The sequence below is a fragment of the Streptomyces sp. NPDC055025 genome, assembly GCF_053608565.1.
The window spans coordinates 96807-107386 of the sequence record NZ_JBSGVS010000017.1 but is presented as its reverse complement, the minus strand read 5'-3'; the positions used below and the strand labels follow the sequence as shown (position 1 = coordinate 107386).

The window sequence follows — 10580 nt, the reverse complement described above, 5'->3', positions numbered from 1 at the left end:
AGGAGAGCCCCTCGCGTCGGCCGATGCTGTGTCAGTCCCGGCCGGACCGGCTCATGCAGGGCCGCCGGCCCATGCCGGTCCAGCTCATGCCGGGCCGTCGGCCCACGCCCGGCCAGTTCCCGCCGGGTCAGTCAATGCCGGGTCGGCCGATGCCGGTCAGCCGATGCCGGGTCGGTCGATGTCCGTGGCGGCCGAGACGCGCCGCCACTTCTCGTGGACGGCCACCGTCCGCACCAGCCAGCCCGTGTCGCCCCGCAGCAGCCCGAACGAGTACCGTCCGCCGCTCATCAGCTCCTCGCCCGACTCGTGCCGCCACGGGCTGAGATAGTCCGCGGTCAGCTCGGCGCGGTCGCCCGGATATCCGTCCGGACCCTGTATACGCAGCCGGCGGTTGACGATCAGCAACTGGTGCACGCTGTACGGGCGCAGGCTCCCGGCCAGCCAGTCGGCGACCTCGGCGGCCGAACCCTCGATACCGCCCGCCGCCGTGTAGTCGACGCGGCCGTCCGTGGTGAACAGGGCCCGGTACCCGGGCCAGTCGGCGTCGTCCACGGCCACCGCGTAATTGGTGATCACTTCATCGATGGCGAGACGGCCCATCACGGTCGCGAGATCCACGCGCTGTGTCATCGGCTCAGTCTCCGGCAGGAAGGGCCCCGGGCCAAGTGCCGCGCACACCGGTCACCCGTCGGGTGGCTCCCTTGCTCCGGGCGGCGAGGTCTCATCGGCGCCCGAAGAACTCGATCTCGGCGACGGGCGGGACCGGCAGGGGTGATGGGGACGACGGGGACGGGCGCACCTGACGGGATGCCGGGACACCCCGTGGTGGTGCCGGGCCGCCCGGTGGTGGTGTCGGGCCGCCCTGGTGGGGGCGATGGCCGGGAAAGGGCGGATCATGGCCGGTGAGGGTTCCACAGAGTGCCGGACAGGACGCTCGGACGTCCGGGGTTACGAGGAAGATCGATGAGACTCTGCTTTCTGGTGGAGGAGCAGTACCGGTACGACGGGATGCCCGTGGAGGTGATCCGCCAACTCACCGCCTGGGGACACCGGGTGGATGTGCTGCGGCCCGGCAGTTCGCTGCTGCGGCTGTCGGAGGCGGTGCGGACGGGCAGCCATGACGCCTGGGTGCTCAAGACGGTGTCGGGGGGACCGGGGCTCTCACTGCTCGAAGCGGCGGCGGCGGTCGGGCTGACAACGGTCAATGACGCGCGGTCGATCCGTGGTGTGCGGGACAAGGCGCTGGCGGCGGTGATCGGGCGGAGCCGGGGGCTGCCGATGCCGGTGACGTACGCGGCGGCGCGGCCGGAGGCTCTGGGGGAGCTGCCGGAGACGGAGTTCCCGCTGGTGGTCAAGCCCGCCGACGGGAGCTCGGGGCGTGCGGTACGGCTGGTGCCCTCGCCGGACCGGCTGGCCGAGTTGGCGGGCGAACTGTCCGGCGAGGGGATGCTGATCGCTCAGCCGTATGTGCGCAACTCGGGGATCGACCTCAAGGTGTACTGCGTCGGCGGTGAGCTGTACGCGACCGAGCGCTGCTCACCGCTCCACCCCGACCGGCCCGCGCACGAGCGGCGGGTACCGCTGTCCGCCGAGGTCGCGAGGATGGCGGCGGAGGTCGGGGTCGTCTACGGGCTCGATCTGTACGGCGTGGACGTACTGCTGGGCCCCGACGGCCCGGTGATCGTCGACGTCAACGACTTCCCGAGCTTCCGGCTCGTGCCCGACGCGGCGGAACGGGTGGCAAGGGCCGTACTGGTACTGGCGCGTGAGGGCGCGGCCGTATCGAGTACGGGCGGGGCGGGGGCCCTGACCGGTGAGGGCGGGACCGGACCGGATATGGACGAGGCCGGTTCGCGGACTGATGGAACAGGACCGCGTACCGACGGGACCGGGGCAAGTACCGACCGGACGGGAGCGAGCGCCGACGGGACCGGGGCGAGCGCCGACGAAACCGGGGCAAGCGCCGACGGGACGGAGCCGGGCACGGCGGACATCATTCCGCTCCCCGAACCGGCACGTGTTCCCGCGCGGTTCCGCGCCACCGCGGCCGGTGACGGCAGATGAGGATCTGTCTGATCACCTCCAGGCCCGGTCATCCGCTGCTGGCCGCCACCACCGCGCTGCTGACACCGCGGCACGAGGTGGACTCGATCGATCCGGAGGCGGGGCATGACGCGTCCCGGCCGTCGGTGTCCGGGGGCGCGCTCGCCGATGTCTATCTCCTCAAGGCACGGACACCGCGCGCGCTGGCCCTGGCCCGGTCGTTCGAGGAGCGCGGCGCTCCCGTGGTCAACTCGGCCGCCGCGACCGGGCTCTGCCAGGACCGTACGGCGATGGCCGAGCTGGCCGGGTCCGCGGGGCTGCCGTTCGCGAGCACACGGACGGTGGCGGCCCTGCGCCGACTCGCGGCGGAACCGGCCCTGCCGTATCCGCTGGTGGTCAAGAGCCGGTACAGCCGGCGGCACGATCTGGTCGCCCGCGTCGACGACGCCGTAGGGCTGCGCCGACTGTGCGCGGAGTGGCCCGACGAGCCGGTGGTGGTCCAGCCGTTCACCGCGAACAGCGGCTGGGACCACAAGCTGTGGGTGATCGCCGGCCAGGTCTTCGCGGCGCTGCGCCGCTCGGAGCTGGCCGATTCCCGGTCCGAACCCGATCCCCGGCCCGAGCCCGACTCACAAGATATGACCGGAGCGGGAGCCGCGACCGCTGCCGTCCACGACCCAGGCCCAGTCCCCGGCCCCGGGAGCCGTGGACCGACCCTCCCGCTGGCACTCGCCGATCTGCCCGGCGGATGGCTCGACCTGGTCCGCCGGGTCGGCTCCGTCTTCGCGCTCGACGTCTACGGCGTGGATCTGATCGACGCGGGCGGCGGCGCCCCGCTGATCGTCGACATCAACGCCTTTCCCGGTGTCAGGGGACAGACGGGTGCGCCGGAGGCACTCGCGGCGCTGGCACTGCGGGCGGCGACAGGAGAGGCGACAGGCAGGACGCCAGGCGAGGCAGCGGGCGAGGCGGCAGGGGAGGCGGCGGGAGAGGCGGAGGCGGCCACTGTGCCGGGATGAGACCCGGGTGGCGTCCGGAGACCCTCCTGACTCCCGTGTCTCATGGGTAAGTAATACTCACTTCATGGGCGCGAAGATTACGGGGAAGAGCGCGGACGTGCGCGGCGAGACGTTCGGGGGCGAAGCCGTACGGATCAGACGAGCGGTCGCCCGCGACGCCAAAAGGCTCACCACCCTCGTACGCCGCTCCCGTGCCTACGAGGGCCCGTACGCGCCGATGATCGCCGGATACCGGGTCGGCCCCGACTACATCGAGGCCCATGAGGTCTTCGTGGCCATCGGCCCGGCTGACCGGATCCTCGGCTTCTACGCCCTCGTCCTGCTCACTCCCGCTCCCGCTCCCGCCACTCCCGCCACAGTCGCTCCTGCCACGGCGGAACTCGATCTGATGTTCGTGGCCGACGACGCGCAGGGTCTCGGTCTCGGCCGTCGGCTGATCGAGCATATGAAGGCGGGGGCGCGCGAGGCGGGGCTCGATCGTGTCCGTATCGTCTCGCACCCGCCCGCCGAGGGCTTCTACCGCAGCGTGGGCGCCCGTCGGACCGGCACGGAGGCCGCGAATCCGCCCGCCGTGATGTGGGACCGCCCCGAACTGTTCCTCCCGGTCACGCGTGAGGAGAACGCCTACGCGCCCGTCACGCGCGAGGGAAGCGGTTACGCGGCCTCGTCCACATGACCGACGCCGTCGTGCAGGGCGGCGGCCCACTCCCGCAGAAGCACTTCGTACGCGTCCGAGGGCCACGTGCCGTCGGCGGCGTCGGCCGCGTCGACAAGCGCGCGGATCCGCTCATTGGCCGCGACGGCGTCGCGGGCCGAGGATGCGGTGGCACGAGTGGAGGACATATGACAAGCCTAGAGGCAGGACGGATGCCGGGAGGCCGTTCGGAGCGCGTCCTTGCTCACACTCCGCCGCCCCACCTCACCCCCGCGACAACAGGACGGCGATCGCGCAACTACCGCCGGGCTTTCCAGCTTCCCCAGGCCAGACAGGCGAGGATCACGGCGATCGCGAGGTCGTCGATGCCGCCGGTCCGGTTCGCCGTCGCGAGGGCGCCGACGGTGAGAGCGGCGAAGAGGACGGCGAGGATGGTCCAGAACCTGATCACGTCGCCCCCTGGTGACAGTTGTGGAAGTCACCGTAGCCGACCGCCTGCCGGCACGGGCCCCGTCCTCGTTGCCGCCCCCGTCGCAGTTGTGACCGAAGGGTGGAGGGGCCCGCTTCGTGAGCGCCCGGCGCACCAGTAGCGATGGCGGGGGGACGGCTCCCAGCCTCTGCGGGCACCAGGGTCTTTCGTTTGGGTCAGGCTGGGTGAGGGAGCGCCCGTCGCGGCAGCGGCCGGTGTCCGGGCGGCTGTTTCACTGGCTGCGCCGGCCGGGGGTGAGTGAGTTGAGTCCGGTGTCGATGGGTTGGGCTGCGCGTTGGACGTCGGCGCTGACCGCGTCGCGCAGTTCCTCGGGGGTGGGGCGCAGCCCGCATCGCCTATCTGCTCGGCGTCGGCCACCTCGTCGGGCTCGTCGGTTACGACGCCCGCCGCTCGCGGAGCTCGTCCAGGAGCGACGGGTTGACGATCGTGACGATGGCCTCGATGTCCCGGTCGTCGACGGCAGCCCATAGGACGTCGCGTGCGGCCCGGTACTTCGCGGCGAGCCGGTCCCGCTTCTCCTCGGGGAGTCGGGCTGCTCGGTCGGGGTGGCTGTTGTGGGCGTTGTCCGAGATCTTCACCAGTGTGGCGTTCCGGTCGCTGACGATGTGCCGGATCTTTTCCTCGTAGGGCACGCCGCGCTGATTGGTCACGGCCTCTACGACAGAGACGACGTGACGCGGGACGCCGGCGTCGCGCAGCTGGCCGGCAGTCCAGTCGGTGTCCTCGATGACGTCGTGCAGTAGTCCCGCCATGACCCAGTCGTCACCGAACGGTGCGAGTCCGGCGGCGACCGCGCGGACGTGCCTGATGTACGGCACCCCGATCTTGTCCACCTGTCCCGCGTGCGCGCCGAACGCGAGCGCGTCGACCTCGCTGACCGTCTTCATCGAACCCCTACCAGGGAGCCAGGAGTACAAGCGGCCCCAGAACAGTCCCCGGTCGAACAGTAGCGGAGGATTCATCGCGGGGACTTCCTGGACCACGGCACCGGATGCCGCCAGTGCTCCACCGGGGCCGGCCACTAAGAACGACCCTACTGGTCAGCCCGCCGATTCGCCCGCGTGGGGGCTCAGGGTGTCCGTGCCGATCAGTACGAACAGGGCGATGCCGAGCAGTATCCGGTAGATCACGAACGGCATGAAGCTCTTGGTCGTAATGAACTTCATGAACCACATCATTGATTGACGCCCTCTGCGGTCCTGATCTGGGCTTTCATCCATCCCTCAAGATCGACTGGGAGGGGAGTGGGAGATACGGGAAGCCAATCCGGGGTCAATGTCACCACGAACCGTTCCCACCGCTCCTGCAGTGAGTCCATGATACGGCGCTCCATGGCTGCCGTGACGTTGCTGTACAGCCCTTCAACGCCAGCAACCTCGTGACCCATCCGCGACTCCACTGCGATCCGGGAGTGCATCCCACCCGCCTCGTCAATCCACTCCTTGTGGCCGTGCCGCAGCAGGTACAGCCGCTTCCCCCCGTAGCTCGTTGTTGGGATCTTGGGCACCGGGCGGCGCGACCTGACCTTCTGTGGCTGCCCCAGGCGGAGCCGCTCGAACTCAGGTGATGCGTCCCGGCCGTCGGCGATGGGGCGCCAGTAATGGTAGGTGAAGTTCGCATTGGCCAGCAGTCCGCCTGTGATCGACCGGAAGACGTACTCGCCGTCATGACTTGCCAGCAGCAGTTCCAGCAGTTCGGCCAGGAAGGGCGGCACCACAAGCGTGCGTCTCGACTCGTATTTTGGCGGGAACAGCTTCAGCATGCCGCCCTCCCGTTGGTGCTGCCACTGCACTCGGACGGCGGGCATTATCGCTGGGCCGTACCGCTCGACGTCTTCGGCATGCCGCTCCTTGCGGTCTTCTTCTTCCGGGTCGTCCAGTGGATCGGAAGCTGGCCATGTGGGGTGTGAGTACACCCGCTGCAGCGCATAGAGCTCGGCTGGCCGCATTCCGGTAGTCGCCATCGTCCAGACGAACACGAAGCCATCCAAGCCCCAGAAGGTCAGCGCGTTGCAAGCGAGTTGGTGGACGTCCTCGATGCGCATTTCGCGCTTCCGTTCACGCGGCTTCTTCTTGTACTTTCCTCGCTTCTGCTTCTTCCCCTTTGGGACGGGAGAGGAGGTTCGTAGTTCATCGTCGACTGCGTCATCCATGAGCATGGAGAAGACGGTGAGGATTTCTTCTCCGTACTTCTCGCCAATGTTGGGCAGTGCCTTGAGTTGCTTCTTCCATGCCCGGTAGGCGGTGGGCTTGATGTCGCCAACAGCGGTTTCGCCCCATCGGGGCACGATGTAGAGCCTGAGCATGGAGCGGATCGCCTTGTCCCGAAGGTGCCCGACATCAAGGGTGTCGAGCCAGGTGCGGCAGTAGTCCCGCATGAGGACCGCTCCGTCACGACGGCTGATGTACCTGTCGTTGCGAACGTCCGACTCCCGGTCCAGCCCGTAGTCGTATGCCTCCTCCTCGGTCCATTTCGTACTGGACTTCGAGTCGAAGAGCTTCTTGCCGGTCTCGGGGTGCAGCTTGCCCGTTTCCCATCGGACCCGACAGCTGTTCCCCCGCCACTCGACCCACGGCATGTGCGTACTCCCTGGTGAGTTAAATGCGGATCGCCAGCAGGCACCCCTGACTGCCGGCCTCCGCGTGACTGCCTCTACTCTGCCGTGCCCACGGGGCATCCGGAGCACGCTCGGCAGTCAACACCCTGGCCCTTGAGGAGTTGCCTGATGCGCTCCTGAATAGCGCGGTCGGCCGCTGCCTTAGGGGTCAGGACGCACACTCTCGCGCCGTCGACGAGCCGGTAGGTGTTGGCTATGTGTCCCGGTCCGAGATCTAGCTCGATGACTGTGCTCATAGGTCCCCCTGTCTACTCGCGGAGAACCCCTCCAGGTAGACAGAGCGTGCCACGTCGGGCACGCGTGTGACACCCGTTGCCCAGTGATTCTTTTCGGACGGGGCGTCACAATCCCGTCACACGCAAATGGTTGTACGGGAAGTGGGACGAATTAGCGATTGTCGGGACCGTCGGGGAGGAGTCCGCGCTCGCGCAGGGCGGCGAGTGCCCGGTCGCTGATCTCCTGAGCTTGGCCCATGGTCACGCCGGGGGTTGTGATGCCGACTGCGTCTCGGATGATCGCCCGGACGGTGTCGTCGACGTCCACGGGCAGTCGCCGGCTGCGGGCGTCGCGCGCGAGTTCGCCGCCGTCCGTGAGCCGGATGGTGTCGGCGCCGTTTAGGACTGCCAGGCAGGAGCCGGGGATCATGCCGAACCCGGTCTCGATCTTCGCGTAGGTGAGATCGGAGGCGGAGACGCCGTTCTCCACGTTGCGGTAGGGCATGTGGCTGAGGCCGAGCGCCGCAGCGGCTTTCTCCTTGCTGGAGTAGCCGAGGGCGATGCGCTGCTGCTTGACCAGGTCGCCGAGCAGTTGGAGCTGCTGGGCGGCGCTGTCGGTGGGGGCGGCCATGGCCGTCATCTTCTCAGCTACCTACAGCTACCGCTAGATGCGACTTGCGCCATGGCAAGAACGTGACCTTTGGGTAGCGGTCCCTGTGGAGGAGTTTGGAGCCTTCGGGAGTTATTTAGAGGTTACTCACTAGTACCTCTAGAATCCTCTTGGTTGGGGCGCTACGTTCTCTGCATGGAACAACCCCCAGCCACCACCTACCAGGTGGACGGGGCGGAAATCCGCACCCGCCGCATGGAACTCGGTCTCAGCCAGGCCGAGTGCGCCGCCCGAGCCCGGATAGCGAGGCCCTACCTCTCGCAGCTCGAAACCGGAGAACGACGGCACCTGAGGCCCCCCACGTACAAGGCGCTCCGCGCCGCCCTCGCACTCACCGACCACCGGCTCCTCGCCCCAGACGAGAGCCGGCCCAGAAAGGAGAGACATGGCAGCCCCCACGAAGCCGAAGCCGGTTCTTGAGAACTACTACAGCGTCTCCGAGGCCGCGGTTCGACTCGGCCTCCGCAAGAAGGAGGACCCCAGCAAGAAGGGGGAGAAGTGGCTCCGCGACGGGGTCAACCTCCACGGCTTCCCCAAGCGCCGCATGGCCGGGCAGTTGCTCTTCAGCGAGTCCGACCTCGCCGAGATCGCCGAACTGCACAGCAGTCGAGTTCACGGCAACACCGGCAAGCGCAAGAGGCGCACGGTGAGCCGTAAGCCGACGGTCAAGGCCGTGATCGGCGGCGTCGCACTCGCTGACGACGCGCTCGCCAACGCCGCCTAGCAGCAGGTCGGCCCCGACCGCCGGGGGCCTAAGCCCGGCAGCGGGGGCCTGGAGCACCACCCCTCTACATGCAATCCATCTGCAAGAGAGAAGAGGACTCGTGTCCGACATCATCCCATCCGCATCGCCGGATGACACCAACCCCAGCGCCCCTGAGAGCGCAGTCCAGTCGCTGATCAACGGCGGCTACGGCGAACGTCAGGCGCGGGAGATCCTTTCCTTCGTTCGCGGCGAGGCTCGCGAACAGGGTTACGCCTCCGGACAGGCCGCCGCCCGTAAGGAAATCGCCGCCGACTTCGACCGGTGGGCCGCGAGGACCACGGACTCCCTCACGCCTGGGCAGGCCAGCGTGATCGTGCTGCACGGTCTCTGCGAGTGCAGCGGCGGCGTCAAGCCCTGCTATATGGGCGGTACGTCGTGACTGCGAATCCGATCGAGCGTCTGGACGTGCCGCTGACCGTGGTCGCCGACCAGACCACCGCGTACAAGCGGGGCCGCCGGATGGCTGGGTTGACTGCCGAGGACCGGCACCTCATCGACCCCGCCGACACTGCGTTCGCCGCTCTGGCCTGCGAGCACCCCAACGCCTGCTCCACCAACGCCAGCTACCCCAACTGGACCCCCGGGAGGGCGGCATGAACTCCTTCACCGCAACGTACTTCCTGGACAAGAAGAGCGACTTCCGAGGTAACTCTTCGGTCCATCCGGTCTTCTACGTGGAACCGAACGGAGAGCACCGGAACGGCTACATCACCCTGCAGATCGACGCGAACCTCAGCGCGGACGAACAGCTGAAGATCGCCGACCGCCTCGCGGATGCTGCCGGGGCCTGGCGCGACGGACTCGCTGCCCGTGCCGACAGCGAGCGCACGGCCGCCGACGAACTCGCCGAGGCCCACGCCGAGATCGCCCGCCTCAAGGCTGAGGCCGGTGAGGACGCATGAGCGCCACCCTCGCCCCCCTGTTCCGTAGCGCCGCTGCTGAGCTTCGCACCCGGGGTCACCATCAGGGCCACTACACCTGCCCGACCGGCGAGGTGTGCACGGTCGGCGCCCTGTCCGCAGCCGCGACGGGCAATCCGGTTCCGGCTGGCACGATTGATGCCCGCACGTGGGCCGCAATCGAGTACCTGTCGCCGCGTATCGACTCCGCGATCGTCGACGAGGATCCGATCGAGCGGATCGCCGACTGGAACGACCGCACCTCGACCACCCCGGCCGATGTGCTCACCGCCCTCGAAGCCGCCGCGAACGCGCTCGAATCGGAGCTTGCCGCAGCCGATGCGGCCGTCCACCGCACGTTCGACCGCGACGAGTCCCGGTGGACGGCCGGTCAGCGCGGCAGCTACGTGGAGGCCATCGCGACCGTCTACCAGCAGCACGGACAGGCGGCGGCGTGATGACGCTCCTGAGCCCCGAGACGGCCGCCATGTCGGAGCTGCTGTCCGACCTCCCGGACGCGCCAGTGGGCGTCCGCCGGGTGGTCGTGTCTCCGCTGGTGCGGGCCCTCGGCCTGGTGCCGGTGGAACCGGACTTCCAGGCGTCGGTGGATGCCGGGTTCGTGGAATGGCCCGACGAGTGGGCTGCGCGTGTCCTCGGGGAGGCGTGATGGGCCTGGAGCTGATCGGCGGCCCGATGCCGGAGCGCGGCACAGCGGAGGAACGGCGGCGGGCGGCGGTGCATGTCGCCGACCGGATCGCCTCGGAACACCCGCACCTCACCGGCCGCGAGCTGGCAGCCGACCCGCAGGCCCGTGCCGGGCTCCTGCACCTACTCGACCTGCTCGGTCTCAAGCCCGAGCCCGCTCCTGGGGGAAATCGCAATGCCTGAGTTGCTGGTCCGGATCGACGGGCAGACCGTGCCGCTGAGCAGCTGCTTCTGGGTTATCGCCGACCCCACCGGCTGCGTCTACTCCTCCACTCGCGGCACCACCGCAGTCGACGAAGAGGCCGCGCACCGGCACTTCACGCCCCGCCAGAACGACCGTGCCCGTCAGAACAGGCAGGTTTGGACTGTGCGGCTCCTCACCCGCGAACAGTGGCGCGAGCAGGCCAAACCCTGCTTCCTGGACCGCTGCCAGCACGCCAAGCCCGCCAGGTGACTGTCCTGATTCCGGCTGGGCTGGTCGGTATCGCGCTCTGCGCCCTC

General features: G+C 68.8%; 18 protein-coding genes and 1 pseudogene. 12 read left to right on the top strand and 7 right to left on the bottom strand.

Going from position 1 to position 10580, the window contains the following annotated elements; translation table 11 throughout:
* Positions 1-156 precede the first annotated feature (156 nt).
* Positions 157-630: a nuclear transport factor 2 family protein gene (locus tag ACWGDX_RS13605; RefSeq protein ID WP_453625216.1), complete on the bottom strand. Its 474-nt coding sequence runs from the start codon at positions 628-630 to the stop codon at positions 157-159.
* A gap of 333 nt (positions 631-963) precedes the next feature.
* Between ACWGDX_RS13605 and ACWGDX_RS13600 the strand changes: the two genes are divergently transcribed.
* From ACWGDX_RS13600 to ACWGDX_RS13590, 3 genes are all read left to right on the top strand, one after another.
* Complete coding sequence (locus ACWGDX_RS13600; RefSeq protein ID WP_453625214.1) at positions 964-2064, top strand: ATP-grasp domain-containing protein; 1101 nt, start codon at positions 964-966, stop codon at positions 2062-2064.
* A complete protein-coding gene (locus ACWGDX_RS13595) occupies positions 2061-3062 on the top strand; it encodes an ATP-grasp domain-containing protein (protein WP_453625213.1) in 1002 nt (333 codons plus the stop codon). Before ACWGDX_RS13600 ends, ACWGDX_RS13595 begins: the two co-directional genes overlap by 4 nt.
* Before the next feature lie 64 nt (positions 3063-3126).
* Complete coding sequence (locus ACWGDX_RS13590) at positions 3127-3738, top strand: GNAT family N-acetyltransferase (RefSeq protein WP_453625211.1); 612 nt, start codon at positions 3127-3129, stop codon at positions 3736-3738.
* On the opposite strand, the gene ACWGDX_RS13585 is transcribed toward ACWGDX_RS13590, so the two are convergent.
* The 6 genes and pseudogenes from ACWGDX_RS13585 to ACWGDX_RS13560 all read right to left on the bottom strand — a co-directional run bounded on the left by ACWGDX_RS13585 (position 3717) and on the right by ACWGDX_RS13560 (position 7670).
* Positions 3717-3905: a hypothetical protein gene (locus ACWGDX_RS13585; protein ID WP_453625210.1), complete on the bottom strand. Its 189-nt coding sequence runs from the start codon at positions 3903-3905 to the stop codon at positions 3717-3719. The genes ACWGDX_RS13590 and ACWGDX_RS13585 overlap by 22 nt on opposite strands.
* Positions 3906-4015: 110 nt before the next feature.
* Positions 4016-4168 carry a hypothetical protein gene (locus ACWGDX_RS13580; RefSeq protein ID WP_453625208.1) on the bottom strand — a complete coding sequence of 51 codons (153 nt, stop codon included), beginning with the start codon at positions 4166-4168 and terminating at the stop codon, positions 4016-4018.
* A gap of 413 nt (positions 4169-4581) precedes the next feature.
* Complete coding sequence (locus ACWGDX_RS13575) at positions 4582-5094, bottom strand: HD domain-containing protein (RefSeq protein WP_453625263.1); 513 nt, start codon at positions 5092-5094, stop codon at positions 4582-4584.
* 153 nt (positions 5095-5247) lie between these two features.
* Positions 5248-5382 (bottom strand): annotated as a pseudogene (locus ACWGDX_RS13570) (undecaprenyl-diphosphatase); the annotation flags it as partial.
* Complete coding sequence (locus ACWGDX_RS13565) at positions 5382-6785, bottom strand: integrase (RefSeq protein ID WP_453625206.1); 1404 nt, start codon at positions 6783-6785, stop codon at positions 5382-5384. The gene ACWGDX_RS13565 and the pseudogene ACWGDX_RS13570, both read right to left, overlap by 1 nt.
* Before the next feature lie 426 nt (positions 6786-7211).
* Positions 7212-7670, bottom strand: coding sequence for a hypothetical protein (locus ACWGDX_RS13560; protein WP_453625205.1), 459 nt, complete (start codon positions 7668-7670; stop codon positions 7212-7214).
* Positions 7671-7844: 174 nt separating this feature from the next.
* On the opposite strand from ACWGDX_RS13560, the gene ACWGDX_RS13555 reads away from it, so the two are divergent.
* From ACWGDX_RS13555 to ACWGDX_RS13515, 9 genes are all read left to right on the top strand, one after another.
* Positions 7845-8129, top strand: a complete 285-nt coding sequence (locus tag ACWGDX_RS13555) for a helix-turn-helix domain-containing protein (protein WP_453625203.1) — start codon at positions 7845-7847, stop codon at positions 8127-8129.
* A complete protein-coding gene (locus ACWGDX_RS13550; protein WP_453625202.1) occupies positions 8095-8433 on the top strand; it encodes a hypothetical protein in 339 nt (112 codons plus the stop codon). The genes ACWGDX_RS13555 and ACWGDX_RS13550 overlap by 35 nt, the downstream gene beginning before the upstream one ends.
* A gap of 100 nt (positions 8434-8533) precedes the next feature.
* Positions 8534-8854, top strand: coding sequence for a hypothetical protein (locus tag ACWGDX_RS13545; RefSeq protein ID WP_453625200.1), 321 nt, complete (start codon positions 8534-8536; stop codon positions 8852-8854).
* On the top strand, positions 8851-9072 hold the full coding sequence (locus ACWGDX_RS13540) for a hypothetical protein (protein ID WP_453625199.1): 222 nt from the start codon (positions 8851-8853) through the stop codon (positions 9070-9072). Before ACWGDX_RS13545 ends, ACWGDX_RS13540 begins: the two co-directional genes overlap by 4 nt.
* Complete coding sequence (locus tag ACWGDX_RS13535; RefSeq protein WP_453625197.1) at positions 9069-9377, top strand: hypothetical protein; 309 nt, start codon at positions 9069-9071, stop codon at positions 9375-9377. Before ACWGDX_RS13540 ends, ACWGDX_RS13535 begins: the two co-directional genes overlap by 4 nt.
* Positions 9374-9832 carry a DUF6197 family protein gene (locus ACWGDX_RS13530; RefSeq protein WP_453625195.1) on the top strand — a complete coding sequence of 153 codons (459 nt, stop codon included), beginning with the start codon at positions 9374-9376 and terminating at the stop codon, positions 9830-9832. Before ACWGDX_RS13535 ends, ACWGDX_RS13530 begins: the two co-directional genes overlap by 4 nt.
* A complete protein-coding gene (locus tag ACWGDX_RS13525; RefSeq protein ID WP_453625193.1) occupies positions 9832-10041 on the top strand; it encodes a hypothetical protein in 210 nt (69 codons plus the stop codon). The genes ACWGDX_RS13530 and ACWGDX_RS13525 overlap by 1 nt, the downstream gene beginning before the upstream one ends.
* Complete coding sequence (locus tag ACWGDX_RS13520) at positions 10041-10262, top strand: hypothetical protein (protein WP_453625192.1); 222 nt, start codon at positions 10041-10043, stop codon at positions 10260-10262. The genes ACWGDX_RS13525 and ACWGDX_RS13520 overlap by 1 nt, the downstream gene beginning before the upstream one ends.
* On the top strand, positions 10255-10533 hold the full coding sequence (locus ACWGDX_RS13515; RefSeq protein WP_453625191.1) for a hypothetical protein: 279 nt from the start codon (positions 10255-10257) through the stop codon (positions 10531-10533). The genes ACWGDX_RS13520 and ACWGDX_RS13515 overlap by 8 nt, the downstream gene beginning before the upstream one ends.
* The last annotated feature ends 47 nt before the right edge of the window (positions 10534-10580 follow it).